General features: G+C 72.9%; 14 protein-coding genes. 11 read left to right on the plus strand and 3 right to left on the minus strand.

Annotated features, from left to right (window positions below):
* The first annotated feature begins 176 nt into the window (after positions 1 to 176).
* The 10 genes from ACZ5WG_RS09710 to ACZ5WG_RS09755 all read left to right on the plus strand — a co-directional run bounded on the left by ACZ5WG_RS09710 (position 177) and on the right by ACZ5WG_RS09755 (position 12,064).
* Positions 177 to 1,865, plus strand: a complete 1,689-nt coding sequence (locus ACZ5WG_RS09710; protein WP_468721926.1) for a protein kinase domain-containing protein — start codon at positions 177 to 179, stop codon at positions 1,863 to 1,865.
* A 126-nt stretch (positions 1,866 to 1,991) separates the two neighbouring features.
* The gene (locus tag ACZ5WG_RS09715; protein WP_468721928.1) at positions 1,992 to 2,591 is read left to right on the plus strand and encodes a hypothetical protein; all 600 of its coding nucleotides are present in this window, start codon (positions 1,992 to 1,994) and stop codon (positions 2,589 to 2,591) included.
* Between the two features lie 96 nt (positions 2,592 to 2,687).
* Positions 2,688 to 3,383 carry a PadR family transcriptional regulator gene (locus tag ACZ5WG_RS09720; protein WP_468721929.1) on the plus strand — a complete coding sequence of 232 codons (696 nt, stop codon included), beginning with the start codon at positions 2,688 to 2,690 and terminating at the stop codon, positions 3,381 to 3,383.
* A 28-nt stretch (positions 3,384 to 3,411) separates the two neighbouring features.
* Positions 3,412 to 4,191, plus strand: coding sequence for an ABC transporter ATP-binding protein (locus ACZ5WG_RS09725; RefSeq protein WP_468721931.1), 780 nt, complete (start codon positions 3,412 to 3,414; stop codon positions 4,189 to 4,191).
* Positions 4,188 to 7,010, plus strand: a complete 2,823-nt coding sequence (locus tag ACZ5WG_RS09730) for an FtsX-like permease family protein (RefSeq protein WP_468721932.1) — start codon at positions 4,188 to 4,190, stop codon at positions 7,008 to 7,010. The genes ACZ5WG_RS09725 and ACZ5WG_RS09730 overlap by 4 nt, the downstream gene beginning before the upstream one ends.
* Before the next feature lie 93 nt (positions 7,011 to 7,103).
* Positions 7,104 to 7,637 carry a bacterial proteasome activator family protein gene (locus ACZ5WG_RS09735; protein ID WP_030292759.1) on the plus strand — a complete coding sequence of 178 codons (534 nt, stop codon included), beginning with the start codon at positions 7,104 to 7,106 and terminating at the stop codon, positions 7,635 to 7,637.
* Between the two features lie 146 nt (positions 7,638 to 7,783).
* On the plus strand, positions 7,784 to 8,653 hold the full coding sequence (locus ACZ5WG_RS09740) for an NTP transferase domain-containing protein (protein WP_468721934.1): 870 nt from the start codon (positions 7,784 to 7,786) through the stop codon (positions 8,651 to 8,653).
* A complete protein-coding gene (locus ACZ5WG_RS09745; protein ID WP_468721935.1) occupies positions 8,650 to 9,963 on the plus strand; it encodes a molybdopterin molybdotransferase MoeA in 1,314 nt (437 codons plus the stop codon). Before ACZ5WG_RS09740 ends, ACZ5WG_RS09745 begins: the two co-directional genes overlap by 4 nt.
* A complete protein-coding gene (locus ACZ5WG_RS09750) occupies positions 9,951 to 11,057 on the plus strand; it encodes a potassium channel family protein (RefSeq protein WP_468721937.1) in 1,107 nt (368 codons plus the stop codon). The genes ACZ5WG_RS09745 and ACZ5WG_RS09750 overlap by 13 nt, the downstream gene beginning before the upstream one ends.
* A gap of 29 nt (positions 11,058 to 11,086) precedes the next feature.
* A complete protein-coding gene (locus tag ACZ5WG_RS09755) occupies positions 11,087 to 12,064 on the plus strand; it encodes an NAD(P)H-quinone oxidoreductase (RefSeq protein ID WP_468721938.1) in 978 nt (325 codons plus the stop codon).
* A 153-nt stretch (positions 12,065 to 12,217) separates the two neighbouring features.
* On the opposite strand, the gene ACZ5WG_RS09760 is transcribed toward ACZ5WG_RS09755, so the two are convergent.
* From ACZ5WG_RS09760 to pdhA, 3 genes are read right to left on the minus strand one after another with little or no spacing between them, the layout of a single operon-like run.
* Entirely contained in the window at positions 12,218 to 13,528 is a 1,311-nt protein-coding gene (locus tag ACZ5WG_RS09760) for a dihydrolipoamide acetyltransferase family protein (RefSeq protein WP_468721939.1), read from the minus strand.
* On the minus strand, positions 13,528 to 14,526 hold the full coding sequence (locus tag ACZ5WG_RS09765) for an alpha-ketoacid dehydrogenase subunit beta (protein WP_468721941.1): 999 nt from the start codon (positions 14,524 to 14,526) through the stop codon (positions 13,528 to 13,530). The genes ACZ5WG_RS09760 and ACZ5WG_RS09765 overlap by 1 nt, the downstream gene beginning before the upstream one ends.
* Complete coding sequence (pdhA, locus tag ACZ5WG_RS09770) at positions 14,523 to 15,659, minus strand: pyruvate dehydrogenase (acetyl-transferring) E1 component subunit alpha (protein ID WP_468721942.1); 1,137 nt, start codon at positions 15,657 to 15,659, stop codon at positions 14,523 to 14,525. Before pdhA ends, ACZ5WG_RS09765 begins: the two co-directional genes overlap by 4 nt.
* 202 nt (positions 15,660 to 15,861) lie before the next feature.
* On the opposite strand from pdhA, the gene ACZ5WG_RS09775 reads away from it, so the two are divergent.
* Complete coding sequence (locus tag ACZ5WG_RS09775) at positions 15,862 to 16,416, plus strand: Lrp/AsnC family transcriptional regulator (protein ID WP_468721943.1); 555 nt, start codon at positions 15,862 to 15,864, stop codon at positions 16,414 to 16,416.
* The last annotated feature ends 50 nt before the right edge of the window (positions 16,417 to 16,466 follow it).

Here is a 16,466-nt window from a genome sequence, read left to right on the forward strand (position 1 = left end):
GTGCTCCGATGAACGCTACAGCCTCGGAACAGGTCGCCGTTCGGACAATGGCGCGCCGTGGCCCCGCGGTCACGGAACGGGCACCTGGCTTGACGTGTGCTTGCCCTCCGGCAGACTGGGCCCGACATGCGCTCAGCCAGAGGCGTAGGGACACATCCCGAGGGGAAGCAACAGTCATGAGCCAGGACGGCACTCAGGGCCAGTACGCGGGCGGCTCTCTGGCCGGTGGCCGTTACCAGCTAAGGGACTTGCTGGGCGCGGGCGGCATGGCGTCCGTGTACTTGGCGTACGACTCGGCGCTCGACCGGCAGGTCGCCATCAAGACGCTGCACAGCGATCTCGGCCGGGAGCAGTCCTTCCGCGAGCGCTTCCGCCGTGAGGCGCAGGCTGTTGCGAAACTGTCGCACACGAACATCGTCTCGGTATTCGATACCGGTGAAGGCGAAGTGACGTTCAGCGGTCCCGGGGCGGGCGACGCCGCGGTGATGCCGTACATCGTGATGGAGTACGTGGAGGGCCAGCCGCTGGGCTCCGTGCTCGAGACGGACATCCGCCAGTACGGGGCGATGCCCGCGGACAAGGCGCTGAAGGTGACGGCCGACGTGCTGGCCGCGCTGGAGGTCAGCCACGAGATGGGCCTGGTCCACCGCGACATCAAGCCCGGCAACGTGATGATGACCAAGCGCGGCATCGTCAAGGTGATGGACTTCGGCATCGCCCGGGCCATGCAGTCGGGGGTCACCTCGATGACGCAGACCGGCATGGTCGTCGGCACCCCGCAGTACCTGTCGCCCGAGCAGGCGCTGGGGCGCGGCGTGGACGCCCGCTCCGACCTGTACTCGGTCGGCATCATGCTCTTCCAGCTGCTGACCGGCCGGATCCCGTTCGACGCGGACTCGCCGCTGGCCATCGCGTACGCGCACGTACAGGAGGAGCCGGTCGCCCCGTCCTCCATCAACCGCTCCGTCACCCCGGCGATGGACGCACTGGTGGCGCGCGCCCTGAAGAAGAACCCGAACGAGCGCTTCCCCACGGCCGCCGCCATGCGCGACGAGGTCGCGCGGGTGATGTCGGCCGGCCAGGCCGGTGCCCCGGTCATCGTCCCGGGCTCGCACACGGGCGCCAGCGGAGCGGGCGTGAGCTCGGCCGTGTTCCCGCCGGTGGACTCCGGGTTCCAGGCGCCGGCCCAGTCGGTGCAGCAGCCGTACGCACCGCAGACCCCGCCGCCGTCCCCGTACGCACCGCAGACCCCGCCGCCGGTGGCGCAGCCGCACGGGCAGGGCGGGTACGCGTACCCGCCCCAGCAGCAGCCGGTTCCGCACCAGCAGCAGTACGCGCCGCAGACCCCGCCGCCGTTCACCATCTCGCCGGCGGCCACCGCGGCCCCGGCCGGCGCAGGCTCCGGGAGCGGCGACAAGCGGAACATGCCGGTGATCGTGGGCGCCATCGCGGTGGCGCTGCTGGCCGTCGGCGGTCTGATCGCGGCGATCTCGATGAACGGCGACGGCGACAAGGACAAGGCGGACGGCGCGACCGCGTCGCCCGGGGCCTCCACGTCCGCCTCGGCCAAGGCCGGCTTCAAGGGTCCGGACGTCTCGCGCACGATCGAGTCGTCCAAGTGCAAGGAGCCGAGCAAGCACTACAGCGACGCCACCAAGTACACGGCGCCCGACCTGCGCTACAAGAACCTGCTCTCGGTCAAGGAGTGCATCCAGGCCTCCGGCGGCAAGTACAAGATCGTCGAGAAGGACGAGGCCGTGTACGGCAAGGACACCGTGCTCGACCAGAACCCGCGGCCCGGCGACAAGATCGACAAGGAAGGCACGGAGTACACGCTGACCGTGTCGACCGGCAATCCGGAGTAGTCGGGGCAATAAGGAGTAACCGGGACGGCATCCCGGGCGACCCTACGGGGCGCCCGGGATGCCCGTTTTGTCCCACCGTGGCAACCTGAGCACAACATCTCGGCGCTCGGGACGGGAGGGGCCCCCGTGACTCAACGCCTCCGCGCACAGCGCTGGCTGGCCGGGGCCGCAGTGGCCGCCGCCGCGCTGTCCCCCGCCGCCCCCACCGCATCCGCCTCGTCCGCCGCCGCCTCGTCCCCCGCCGGTCTCGCCGCGGCCGCACGCCCGCTCGCCCCGGCCGCTGCGGACTCCTCCGCCCGGGCTCCCGGCAAGGCCCCGAAGGCCGATCCGGACGACACCCCCGAAACCGCCGAGCCCCCCGAACCCGCCGGCACCGACCCCGTGGCCGACGTACCCCACGAGGCGTACGAGGAGCTCGCGGGCAGCGCCGCCGGGGTCGGCCGGGAGCGGCCCGGGCGGCCGGCGGCCGAGCCCGCGAACCCGGACACCGTGCTGGCCGCCCGCCCCCTCCCGGTGCGCCCGCACCACCGGCCGGCCACCCCGAAGGCGGTACCGCCGGCATCGCCGGTCCCGCCGAGCCCGCCGCCCGCGGTCACCGCGCTCGGCACCGGACCGAACGAGCGCGCCGCCGATCTGGCCGCGCACATACTGCCGCTCGGTACCGGATTCGCCCTGATGGGGCTGGGTCTGGGCTACCTCGGGATGCGGCTGCGCAAGAGCATCTGACCCCGCCCCGGGTGGGACGCGAGGCCCGCCCTCCCCCTTCCGGCCTACTCCTCAGGACGGTTGCGGCGGTCGGCATACTCGGTATACATACTGAGTATGTCGATCCGCCACGGCCTTCTCGCCCTGCTGGAAAGGGGTCCTCGGTACGGCTCTCAGCTGCGTACCGAGTTCGAATCCCGCACCGGCTCCACCTGGCCGCTCAACGTCGGGCAGGTGTACACCACCCTCGCCCGGCTGGAACGCGACGGCCTCGTCGCACCCGGCGGCGAGGACTCCGCCGGGCACACCCTCTACGCCATCACCGACTCCGGACGCGCCGAACTGCACCAGTGGTACGAGCGCCCCGTCGACCGCACCAACCCGCCCCGCGACGAGCTGTCCATCAAGCTCGCCATGGCCGTGGGCGCCCCCGGCGTGGACATCCGCGCCGTCATCCAGGCCCAGCGGCACGCCACGATCAAGGCGATGCAGGACTACACCCGGCTCAAGGCGCAGGCGCTCGCCGCGATCGACAGCGGGAAGTCCCGCGAACGCGACGACGTGGCCTGGCTGCTGGTCCTGGAACAGCTGATCTTCCAGACCGAGGCCGAAGCCCGCTGGCTCGACCACTCGGAATCACGGCTCGTACGGCTCTCCCTGCCGGCCGACCGGAGAGCCGAGCCCGACCCCACCCAGGCCGCAGACACAGGCGCCGCCCGGGCCGCAGAGACCGGCGCCGCCGCCCGGGCCGCAGACACCGGCGCCGTCGCCGCCGCACCGAAGTCCCGCTCCTTCCGCACGCCGCGGGGCTGAAGCCACCACCGTCCCAGGGGGGACCTCCATGCCTGACCAGCAGTCCGCACCCCGCATACAGCCCGTACCGCCCGCACCGTCCGGGCAGCCCGTGCTCCGGCTCGACAAGCTCACCCGCACGCACGGCAGCGGCGCCACCGAGGTGCACGCCCTGCGCGGGATCGACCTGTCCGTGTACCCCGGCGAACTCGTCGCCGTCATGGGCCCCTCCGGCTCCGGCAAGTCCACGCTGCTCACCCTGGCCGGCGGCCTCGACACGCCCACCAGCGGCCATGTCATCGTCGAGGGCACCGACATCACCACCGCGAGCCGCAAGCAGCTGGCCGCGCTGCGCCGCCGCAGCATCGGGTACGTCTTCCAGGACTACAACCTGATCCCGGCCCTCACCGCCGCCGAGAACGTGGCCCTGCCGCGTGAACTCGACGGGACCTCGGCCCGCAAGGCCCGCGTCTCGGCCCTGGCGGCGCTGGAGGAGATGGGCCTCGGGCAGCTCGCCGACCGCTTCCCCGACGAGATGTCCGGCGGCCAGCAGCAGCGCGTGGCCATCGCCCGCGCCCTCGTCGGCGACCGCCGACTGGTCCTCGCGGACGAGCCCACCGGCGCCCTCGACTCCGAAACCGGCGAATCCGTCCTCGCCCTGCTGCGTTCGCGCTGCGACGCGGGCGCCGCCGGAATCCTCGTCACCCACGAACCGCGGTTCGCCGCCTGGGCGGACCGCGTGGTCTTCCTGCGCGACGGCAGCGTCGTCGACGAGACCCTGCGCAGCCAGGCCGACTCGCTGCTCTCGGGCCAGGCGGCCGGCCGGTGAAGTCCTCGTACCACGCCTGGATCGCGGCCATCCGGATCGCCCGCCGCGACGCCTGGCGCGCGAAGGGCCGCAGCGCCCTCGTCCTCGCGATGATCGCCCTGCCGATCGTCGGCGTGAGCGCCGCCGATCTCACCATGCGCAGCGCCGAGCTCTCGCCCGAGCAGAAGGTGTCCCGTCAGATCGGTACGGCGGACGCCCGGCTGAGCGAATCGGAACTCACCGGGCCCGTCTACCAGGACGTCGAGGGCAGGAACTCCATGCCCGTCGGCGGCTTCGACAAGTACAACCCCACCGCGGAGCCGGATCCGAACCTGCTGCCCTCGGTGATCCCGGCGGGCTCCCAGACCCTCAAGGACAGCACGGCGCACACCAAGATCCGCACCCGGTACGGCCTTCTGGAAACCGATCTGCGGGAAATCGACGCGGCCAGCCCCCTGGTCAAGGGCATGATCGAGATGAAGCGCGGGCGGCTGGCCGCGGAGGCGGGCGAGGTCGTCGCCACGACCGCCTTCCTGGAGGAGTCCGGGTTCTTCGTGGGCTCCGAGTTCCGCGCACGCGGCTCGGAGACGTGGTACCGGATCGTGGGCGCGTACGAGCTGCCCTCCGAGCTCAAGAAGACCGAGATCCTCGCCCCGTACGGCACCCTGCTGGCCCCGCTCGACAAGGCCTTCCAGGCCGCCGGGGTCCCCGGGGTGGTCGCCACCGACACCTACCTGGTCAAGGTCGGCGGCGATGGTTTCACGTGGAACATGGTCAAGGCGCTCAACACGAAGAGCGTGCAGGTGGTCTCCCGCGCGGTGCACCTCGACCCACCGGCCGAGTCCGAGGTTCCGTACATCGCCCAGCAGAAGGAGCTGGGCTACTACTACCCGGACAAGGGGCTTCCGACCACCGAACTGGCCGTCCTGGCCACGGTCGTCGGCCTCGCGATGCTGGAGATCTGCCTGCTGGCCGGACCCGCCTTCGCGGTCGGCGCCCGGCGCTCGCGCCGCCAGCTCGGCCTGGTCGGCGCCAACGGCGGCGACCGGCGCCACATCCGGGCCATCGTGCTCTCCGGCGGCCTCGTCATCGGCGCCGCGGCCGCCGTCAGCGGCACGGTCCTCGGTGCCGCCCTCACCCTGGGGCTGCGGCCGGTGCTGGAGGAGAACCTCGGCGCGCGCTTCGGCGGATTCACGTTCCGCCCGCTGGAAATCCTCGGCATCGCCCTGCTGGCCGTCGTGACGGGCCTGCTGGCGGCGATCGCCCCGGCCGTCACCGCCTCCCGGCAGACCGTGCTGGCCTCGCTGACCGGCCGCCGCGGGGTCCGCCGGGCCAACCGGGTGCTGCCCGTCCTCGGCCTGATCGCCCTGGCCACCGGCGCCGCGATCGCCCTCTACGGCACGGCCTCCGAGATGGGCTCCACCGTCGTCGCGGGCGGCAGCGCCATCGCCGAGCTCGGCATCGTCGCCCTCACCCCGGTGCTGGTCGGCCTGTTCGGGCGGCTCGGGCGCTGGCTGCCGCTGTCGCCGCGACTCGCCCTGCGCGACGCCGTACGCAACCGGGGCCGTACCGCCCCCGCCGTGGCCGCCGTCCTGGCCGCGGTCGCCGGCACCGTCGCGGTGGCCACGTACCAGCACAGCATGGAGCTGCAGGCCCGCCACGAGTACGTCGCCGACCTCCCGGACGGCGTGGGAATGGTGGCCGTCAACGAGCTCGGCCGCAGCAAGGACATAGGCGCCGTCCGCGAGGCGGTGACGCAGGAACTCCCGCTGGCCGTACGGGCGGACGTGGCCTACATCTCGTACGGCAAGCCGGGCTGTGAGAGGTTCACGGGCCCCGAAGGCTGCGGCCGGGTCGAGATCATGCGGCCCAAGGAGCAGCGCTGCCCGCTCTACGAGGCCAAGGACGGAGCCGACTCGTTCGGCCCGGCGGAGAAGAAGGCGCTGCGCAAGGACCCGCGGTGCCAGTACGACCGCCACCAGACGCGGTTCTACGCGGTGATCGCCGACGAGAAGCTGCTGACGGCGCTCGCCGTCACCGATCCGGGTGCGGTGTCCGCCCTGAAGGAGGGCAAGGGCGTCTCGTTCGACCGGCGCAACGTCAAGGACGGCAAGGTCACCGTGCGGCTGATCGACAACAAGAACGACGTCTTCGAGCCGGGGGTCGATCCGAAGGGGGAGGACAAGGTCTTCGCCGTCCACCAGGCGCCCGACACCGCCGAGGGGTACGGCCTGCAGCTCATCCTGCCGCCCGCCGCCGCCAAGAGCGCCGGGCTGACCACCGTGCCGTTCGCCTCGTACTTCACGCTGGACGGCACGCCCACCAGTCGGCAGAAGCAGCGGGTGGCCGCGCGGATCGACCAGATCGGCGTCGAGGCCCCCGTCACCATCGAGGCCGGCTACCAGGCCGGGGCCGACATCACGGGGCTGGCCCTGACCGTCTTCGCGGGCCTGGTCACCATCGGCGCGGCCGGCATCGCCACCGGACTGGCTCAGGCCGACGCCGAGGCCGATCTGAAGACCCTGGCGGCGGTCGGCGCACCGCCGCGGGTGCGACGGACGCTCAGCGGCTTCCAGTGCGGGGTCGTGGCCCTGATGGGCGTGGTCCTGGGCTCGGCGGCGGGCATCCTGCCGGCGGTGGGCCTGCGGCTCGTCCAACGGCGGGAGACGGAACACCTCATGGAGATGGCCGGCGACGCGAACGACGTGCTGTACGTGCCGATCGCGGTGCCGTGGGAGACCCTCGGCGGGCTGCTCGTCGTGGTCCCGCTGGGTGCGGCCCTGCTGGCGGCCCTGGTCACCAAGTCCAGCGGCGCCATGGCCCGGCGCGCGGCGGGCTGACCGTCACTGTGCGTTCACGCCCCCGTACAGGGTGGATCACGCCCGTACGGGGGCACACCGTGTGAGTAAGACGGTGTGCGAGAGAATGACGGCATGGAGATGCCGAGGAGTGAACGGTCGCAGGACAGCCCCCCGCACGGCCTGATCGTGGGGCAGGACGGGATGCCGGTCGGCGGCGCCGATGACGAGTCGCGCGAGGTCCCGGTGACGGAGATGGTCGAACAGCCCGCCAAGGTCATGCGGATCGGCAGCATGATCAAGCAACTTCTGGAAGAGGTCCGCGCCGCACCTCTGGACGAGGCCAGCCGGGTCCGTCTCAAGGACATCCATGCAGCGTCCGTGAAGGAGCTGGAGGACGGTCTGGCTCCCGAACTGGTCGAGGAACTGGAGCGCCTGTCGCTCCCGTTCACGGAGGAAGCGATCCCCTCCGAGGCGGAACTGCGCATTGCGCAGGCCCAGTTGGTGGGCTGGCTGGAAGGTCTTTTCCACGGCATCCAGACGGCCCTGTTCGCGCAGCAGATGGCGGCGCGGGCCCAGCTGGAACAGATGCGCCGCGCCCTGCCCCCGGGCGCCCCGACGGACGAGGAAGACGCCCACGGCGCCATCCGCTCGGGCCCGTACCTGTAAGGGACCGCGGTGGCGGGGCTTCCGAGCCCCGCCACCGTCGTTTCCGGCCCCACCGGGGCATCCGGCGCCGCCGGCGTTCCGGGGGGCGGAGCCCCCGGGTAAGTACGGCTCCCCACAGGGAACATGGCCCGCGCATACTCATGGGTATGACCTACGACGCGATCGTCCTGGCCGGCGGCGCCGCAAGACGACTCGGCGGCGCGGACAAACCCGCCCTCCACGTGGGCGGCCGCGCCCTCCTCGACCGCGTCCTGGACGCCTGCACGGACGCCACCACCACCGTCGTCGTCGGCGGCCGCCGCCCCACCTCCCGCCCGGTCCGCTGGACCCGGGAGGACCCGCCCGGCGCCGGCCCCGTCGCCGCCCTCGCCGCCGGTCTGCGCCAGACCACCGCCGAGCTGGTCCTCGTACTCTCCGCCGACCTCCCGTTCCTCGACCGGGCCACGGTGCACGCCCTCCTCCACGCCCCCGCCCCCGAAGGCGACGGCGCCCTGCTGCGCGACCCCACCGGCCGCGACCAGCCGCTCGTCGCGGCCTACCGCGCCGAACCCCTGCGCCGCGAGATCGCCCTCCTGGCGGCCGAGCACGGCGGCCTCTCCGGCCTCCCCCTGCGCGCCCTCACCGCCGAGCTGGATCTGGCCAAGGTGACGGACACTGCGCCACTCGCCTCCTTCGACTGCGACACCTGGGACGATCTCGCAGCCGCCCGCGCCAGGATCAGGGAGCATGGAAGCGTGCTGGACCAATGGATCACCGCCGTCAAGACCGAGCTGGGAATCGACCTCCCCGTCGACACCAAGACCCTGCTCGACCTCGCCCGCGACGCCGCACACGGTGTCGCCCGGCCCGCCGCCCCCCTGACCACCTTCCTGGTCGGCTACGCGGCCGCCCGGGCCGAAGCCACCGGCACCGACCCCGCCACCGCCGTCGCCGAGGCCTCCCGCAAGGCAGCCGACCTGGCCCTGCGCTGGGCCGCCGAAGCCGAGGCCGAGGCCGAACAGAACGGCTCAGGATGACCCCCACCGACGCCGACCACACCCTCCAGGCCCTCGACGAGGCCCTGGCCCTGGTCAGCCGCGATCCCCGGTCCGGCGCGGCCGGCGCCCACCGCGCCGCAGGCTGGCCGCAGGCCCGGGAGGCCGCCGTCCGCGCCGGCTCCGGCATCCGGCCCCGCACCCACCGGGTCCCCCTGGCCGACGCGCTCGGCGAGGTGCTGGCCCAGTCCCTGGACGCCCTCACCGATCTGCCGTCCTTCGACACCTCCGCCATGGACGGCTGGGCCGTCGCCGGCCCGGGCCCCTGGACCGTCCGCCCCGGCGGCGGTGTGCTGGCCGGCTCCGACCGCCCCGAGCCGCTGGCCGACGGCGAGGCGGTACGGATCGCCACCGGCGCCCGGATCCCCGCCGACACCACCGCCGTGATCCGCAGCGAGCACTCCCGCGAGTCCGGCACCCAGCTGCACGCCGACCGGGCCGTCCTCACCGGCCAGGACATCCGCCCGCGCGGCCAGGAGTGCCGCTCCGGCGATCTGCTGCTGCCCGCCGGCTCCCTCGTCACCCCGGCCGTCCTGGGCCTCGCCGCGGCCGCCGGGTACGACGAACTCACCACCCGGCCCCGGCCCCGCGTCGAGATCCTGGTGCTCGGCGACGAACTGCTCACCGAGGGCCGCCCGCACGACGGCCTGATCCGGGACGCCCTCAGCCCCATGCTCGGCCCGTGGCTCACCCGGCTGGGCGCCGAGGTCACCGCCACCCGCCGGCTCGGCGACGACCCGGCCGGAGCCAAGGCCCTGCTGGACGCCATCACGTGCTCCGACGCCGACCTGGTCCTCACCACCGGCGGGACCGCCTCCGGCCCCGTCGACCACGTCCACCCCGTCCTGCACGAGGCCGGCGCCGAACTGCTGGTCGACGGGGTCGCCGTACGCCCCGGGCACCCCATGCTGCTGGCCCGGCTCGGCGACGGGGCCCACGGCCAGGACCCGGTCCGCCACCTGGTCGGCCTGCCCGGCAACCCGCTCGCCGCCGTATCGGGGCTGCTGACCCTCGCCGAACCGCTGCTGCGCGCCCTCGCCGGCCGCCGCCAGCGGCCCCGGTACACGGTCCCGGTGCAGGGCGACGTACCCGGCCACCCGTACGACACCCGGCTCGTGCCCGTCCTGCTGACCGACGAGCACGCCGTGCCGCTGCGCTACAACGGCCCCGCGATGCTGCGCGGCGTGGCCGCCGCCGACGGGCTGGCCGTCGTACCGCCGCACGGAGCGCACGACGGGCAGGACCTCGAGATCCTGGATCTGCCGTGGGTCTCGGGAGGATGTTTCACGTGAAACTCCACGGCCAGGACGCGATGGCCCGTGGCGCCGACGAGAAACTCGTCTCACGGCGCATCAAACTGCCCAAGCGCGTCGTGGAGAAGCCTCTCCGGCAGGTCGGCAAACGCCTGTTGATGGCCCTGTTCGTGCTGTTCCTGACGGTCCTGATCGTGTGGCTGGACCGCGACGGGTACCACGACAACGCCAACGAGCAGGTCGACTTCCTCGACTGCGTCTACTACGCCACGGTGACCCTGTCGACGACCGGCTACGGCGACATCGTCCCGTACAGCGACAGTGCGCGACTGACCAACATCCTGCTGATCACACCCCTGCGCGTGCTCTTCCTGATCATCCTGGTCGGAACCACACTGGAGGTCCTGACCGAGAAGACCCGCGAAGAGTGGCGGCTGAGCCGCTGGAGGAAGAACTTGCGTGAGCACACGGTCGTCGTCGGCTTCGGCACCAAGGGCCGCTCGGCCCTGCAGACGCTGCTGGCCACCGGTCTCCGGAAGGAGCAGGTCGTCATCGTGGACCCGAGCGCCAAGGTGATCGACACGGCCAACGCGGAGGGCTTCACCGGAGTCGTCGGCGACGCCACCCGCTCCGATGTGCTGCTCCGCGCCGAGCTGCAGAAGGCCCGTCAGATCGTCATCGCCACGCAGCGCGACGACACCGCCGTGCTGGTCACGCTGACGGCTCGGCAGATGAACCGCGGCGCGAAGATCGTCGCGGCGGTCCGCGAGGAGGAGAACGCACCGCTGCTGCGCCAGTCGGGTGCGGACGCGGTCATCACGAGCGCGAGCGCGGCCGGCCGGCTGCTGGGGCTCTCGGTGCTGAGCCCGAGCGCGGGCACGGTGATGGAGGACCTGATCCAGCAGGGCAGCGGGCTGGACCTGATCGAACGGCCCGTGCGGAAGGCCGAGGTCGGCAGGGGCGTACGGGAGACGGAGGACCTGGTGGTGAGCGTGCTGCGCGGGCACCGGCTGCTCGCGTACGACGACCCGCACGCGAGCCCGCTCCAGCTGACGGACCGTCTCATCACCATCGTGCGCGCGGCGCCGCTCGGCTCGCCGCCGATGACGACGGGACCCGCCGACAGCCCTTAGGGGCGCCGGGGTGGCGTACCCTCCGGGCCATGCATGCGATCACCATCGAACAGCCCGGCGGCCCCGAGGCCCTCGTCTGGGCCGAAGTACCCGATCCGGTGGCCGGCGAGGGCGAGGTCCTCGTCGACGTCGCGGCGAGCGCCGTGAACCGCGCCGACGTCCTCCAGCGCCAGGGGTTCTACGATCCCCCGCCCGGCGCCTCCCGTTACCCCGGACTGGAGTGCTCGGGGCGGATCGCCGCCGTCGGGCCGGGGGTGTCCGGCTGGGCGGTGGGCGACGAGGTGTGTGCGCTGCTCGGCGGCGGCGGGTACGCGGAGCGGGTCGCCGTCCCGGCGGGCCAGCTGCTGCCGGTCCCGGCCGGCGTGGACCTGGTGACGGCGGCGGCGCTGCCCGAGGTGGTCTGCACCGTGTGGTCGAACGTGTTCATGGTGGCCCACCTGCGCCCTGCCGAGACGGTACTGGTGCACGGCGGCTCCAGCGGCATCGGCACGATGGCCATCCAGCTGGCGAAGGCGATCGGCGCGACGGTGGCGGTGACGGCCGGCGGTCCGGAGAAGCTGGCCCGCTGCAAGGAGCTGGGCGCGGACATCCTGATCGACTACCGCGAGCAGGACTTCGTGGCGGAGCTGCGGGCCGCGACGGGCGGCGCCGGCGCGGACGTGATCCTGGACATCATGGGCGCGAAGTATCTGGCGCGGAACCTGGACGCCCTGGCCGTGAACGGCCGGCTCGCGGTGATCGGGCTCCAGGGCGGGGTGAAGGCAGAGCTCAATCTGGGCGCACTGCTGGCGAAGCGGGCGGCGATCACGGCCACTTCCCTGCGGGCGCGGCCTGCGGCGGAAAAGGCGGCCATCGTCGCGGCCGTGCGGGAGCACGTGTGGCCGCTGGTTGCTGCGGACCGTGTCCGCCCGGTGGTCCATGCCACCTTCCCCATGCGGGATGCCGCCGAGGCCCACCGCACGATGGAATCGAGCACGCACGTGGGCAAGCTGCTCCTGACCACCTGACGGGTCCCGCTGCGCGGAGCTCTCTCCCCGCCCCGCCCTCCTCCCGTTCACCGGGCTCAGCCCGGACCCGGTCCTCAAACGGCGCGGGGTCCGGGGCGGAGCCCCAGGGAACAGGGGAAGGGCGGGTAGGGGACAAGCCCCGCAGGGCCCCCGTTACAGCGAACGCAGAAGCACCGCCGGGGACTCCACGCAGTCGGCCACGTACCGCAGGAACCCACCGGCCGTGCCGCCGTCGCAGACGCGGTGGTCGAAGGTCAGCGACAGCTGGACGACCTTCCGGACCGCCAGCTCGCCCTCGTGCACCCACGGCTTCGCCACGATCCGGCCGACGCCGAGCATCGCCGCCTCCGGGTGGTTGATGATCGGCGTGGAACCGTCCACGCCGAACACCCCGTAGTTGTTCAGGGTGAACGTCCCGCCCGTCAGGTCCGCCGGAGCCAGCTTCCCGGCCCGGGCGACCTCGGTGAGGCGGGCGAACTCCGCCGACAGGGACTCGGCGCCGCGCGCCTGCGCATCCCGGACCACCGGGACCACCAGGCCGCGCTCCGTCTGCGCCGCGAAGCCCAGGTGCACGGACGGCAGCCGCACGATCTCGTTCGCCGCCAGGTCCACGGTCGAGTTGAGCTCCGGGTACTTCGCCAGCGCGGCCGTGCAGATCCGGGCCAGCAGCGCGAGCACCGAGATCTTCGGCCCGCCCACGGCGTTCATCGCGGCCCGCGCCGCCATCAGCTCGGTCGCATCGGCGTCGACCCAGCACGTGGCGTCCGGGATCTCCCGGCGGCTGCGCGACAGCTTCTCGGCCACGACGCCCCGCAGGCCCTTCAGCGGAATCCGCTCACCGCTCACCGCGGCCGCCACGGGGGCGGACGCAGGAACGGCCACCGGCTCCGGCGCGCGGAGCGCCGCCTCGACGTCCGAGCGCAGGATCAGGCCCTCGGGCCCGGAGCCGCGCAGCGCGCGCAGGTCGATCCCGTGGTCCCGCGCCAGCTTCCGCACCAGCGGCGAGATCACCGGGACGGGACCGGACGCGTCGGGTACGGGCGTGACGGGAGCAGGTGCGATGGGAGCGGGAGCGGGTGCGGGAGCAGCGGCAACAGCAGGCGCTGCGGAGCCAGGTCGCACCCGCCTCCGACGCGCCGTGCGCGAGTGGTCCGTCCCGTAGCCGACCAGGACGTTGCCCGAGCCGGAGTCCTCGGGCTCCACCACCTCGTCCTCGCCCGCACCCACCGCCACCGTGATCAGCGGTGCTCCGACGGGGAGTTCCGTGCCCTCCTCCCCGAACCTGGCGGTGACCACACCGCCGTACGGGCACGGCACCTCCACCATCGCCTTGGCCGTCTCGACCTCGACCACCGGCTGGTCGATGGCGACGACGTCGCCCACCGCCACAAGCCAGCGGACGATCTCGGCCTCGGTCAGTCCCTCCCCGAGATCGGGGAGCTTGAACTCCATTACCTGCGGCATCAGTTCTCCCACTGCAGGCGGGCCACGGTGTCCAGGATCCGGTCCACACCGGGCAGATGGTGCTTCTCGAGCATCGGCGGCGGGTACGGGATGTCGAAGCCCGTCACCCGCAGCACCGGCGCCTCCAGGTGGTGGAAGCACTTCTCCTGGATGCGGGCGACGAGCTCCGCGCCCGGTCCGCCGAAGCCGTTGGCCTCGTGGACCACCACTGCGCGCCCGGTGCGGCGTACGGACGCCACGACCGTGTCCTCGTCGAACGGGACGAGCGAGCGCAGGTCCACGACCTCCAGGTCCCAGCCCTCCTCGCGCGCCGCCTCGGCCGCCTCCAGGCACACCGGCAGCGAGGGCCCGTACGTGATCAGCGTGGCGCTCGTGCCGGTACGCCGGACGAGTGCCTTCCCGATCCCCGGTACGGCCGTCGGCGTCTCGGGGTTCCACTGCGCCTTCGACCAGTACAGCCGCTTGGGCTCCAGGAAGACCACCGGGTCGTCGCTCGCGATCGACGCGCGCAGCAGCCCGTACGCGTCCTCGACGGTCGCCGGGGTCACCACGTGCAGGCCGGGAGTGGCGACGTAGTACGCCTCGGAGGAGTCGCTGTGGTGCTCCACCCCGCCGATGCCGCCGCCGTACGGCACCCGGATGGTGATCGGGAGCGGCATCGCGCCGCGCGTGCGGTTGCGCATCTTCGCCACGTGCGAGATCAGCTGCTCGAACGCCGGGTACGCGAACGCGTCGAACTGCATCTCCACGACCGGCCGCAGCCCGTACATGGCCATGCCCACCGCGGCGCCCAGGATCCCGGCCTCCGCGAGCGGGGTGTCCGTACAGCGGTCCTCGCCGAACTCCTTCGCGAGGCCGTCCGTGATCCGGAAGACCCCGCCCAGCGTCCCGACGTCCTCGCCCATGACGTGGACCGTCGGGTCCTCCGCCATCGCGTCGCGCATGGCCCGTCCCAGGGCCTGCGCCATCGTCGCCGGCTTCACGGCCACCGTGGTCACGACTGCTCCTCCGCGTCGAGCTCGGCGCGCAGCATCTCCGCCTGCTCGCGGAGCCGGCCGGTCTGCTCCGCGTAGACGTTTTCGAACAGGTCCATCGGGTCGAGCACGGGCTCGGCGTTCATCCGCTCGCGCAGCGTCGCGGCCATCGCCTCGGCGGCGTCCTTGGCCTCCTGGATGCCCGCCTCGTCCAGCATCCCGCGTGCGGTCAGCTCGCGCTCCAGCAGCTGCACCGGGTCGTGCGCCTTCCACGCCTCGACCTCGGCGTCGCCGCGGTAGCGGGTCGCGTCGTCGGCGTTCGTGTGGGCCTCGATGCGGTACGTGACCGCCTCGATCAGCGTCGGTCCGCCTCCGGCCCGGGCCCGCCGCACCGCCTCGGACAGCACCTCGTGCACGGCGGCGATGTCGTTGCCGTCGACGAGGCGGCCGGGCATCCCGTACCCGACGGCCTTGTGGGCCAGGGTGGGGGCGGCGGTCTGCTTGGCGAGCGGGACGGAAATGGCGAAGCCGTTGTTCTGGACGAGGAAGACCACCGGGGCCTGCCAGACGGCCGCGAAGTTCAGGGCCTCGTGGAAATCGCCCTCGCTGGTGCCGCCGTCGCCCACCAGGGCGAGGGCGACCACGTCGTCGCCGCGCAGCCGGGCCGCGTGCGCCAGGCCGACCGCGTGCGGCAGCTGGGTGGCGAGCGGGGTGCTCAGCGGGGCGATCCGGTGCTCGCGCGGGTCGTAGCCGGTGTGCCAGTCGCCGCGCAGCAGGGTCAGCGCCTGGACGGGGTCGAGTCCGCGCGCCACGGCCGCGAGGGTGTCGCGGTAGCTCGGGAACAGCCAGTCCTGCTCCTCCAGGACCAGCGCGGCCGCGATCTCGCAGGCCTCCTGGCCGACGGTGGAGGGGTAGACGGCGAGCCGGCCCTGCTTGGTGAGGGCGGTGGCCTGGGCGTTGTAGCGGCGGCCGCGCACCAGTTCGGCGTAGCAGCGGCGCATCAGCTCGGGATCGAGCTTCTCGGCGGCCGGCGTGCCCAGCACCCGGTACGGCTCGGGGTCCGGGAGCAGCGGGGCGGCATCCGTACGGGGCCTCCAGGCGGGCGGCGGGGTGGATCGGTGGGACGCACCGGCACCGGGCAGCTCTTGGACCGTCATGGCGGCGTACACCTCCTCGTGGGAAGTCGTCTGGGCGCCCCGGGGGTACCCCCCGCGGTGGCCGGGGGCGTGTGAGGGGCCTCACCAACCGATTGTTCGGTCGATGGCGCAATTTGGCTACAGGCGGCTCCAGGCTGTGGACAAAGTGGCGCCGGGGCCCTGGGATGGGTGCAGGACGTCCAGGAGAGGGAGGCCGTGGGCAATGCCGGATGAACAAATGGCCGCAGCGGGTTCCGCACCGGTCCCACCGGGCGGTGCGCCTTCCGCCCCACAGGCACCGCCCCGCGCCCTGGATCCCATCGACCGTTCGATCATGCGGCTGCTCCAGGCGGACGGCCGCGCGTCGATACGGTCGGTGGCCGAGCAGGTCCACGTGTCGCGGGCGAACGCCTACGCCCGGATCAACCGGCTGATCGACGACGGCGTGATCCGCGGGTTCACGGCCCGCGTCAACCACGAAAGGGCAGGCCAGGGCGCCTCCGCGTACATCACCCTGAAGATCGTCCAGAACTCCTGGCGCACGGTCCGCGAGAAGCTCCGCGAGCTCCCGGGCGCGGCGCACATCGCCCTGGTCAGCGGCGATTTCGACGTCCTGCTCCTGGTCCACACGCCGGACAACCGCACCCTGCGCGAGCTGGTGCTGACCCGCCTCCAGTCCATCCCGGAGGTCCTCTCGACGCGCACGCTGCTGGTCTTCGAGGAGACCGACCTCCTGGACACCGGCCCGAGCGGCGGCCCGGCGATCTCCGAGGAGTAGCCGACGGGAGAAACGGCAGCGCCCCGGGAGCGGCCTGAAGGGCCGTTCCC

This window comes from Streptomyces sp. NPDC032745, assembly GCF_055579465.1.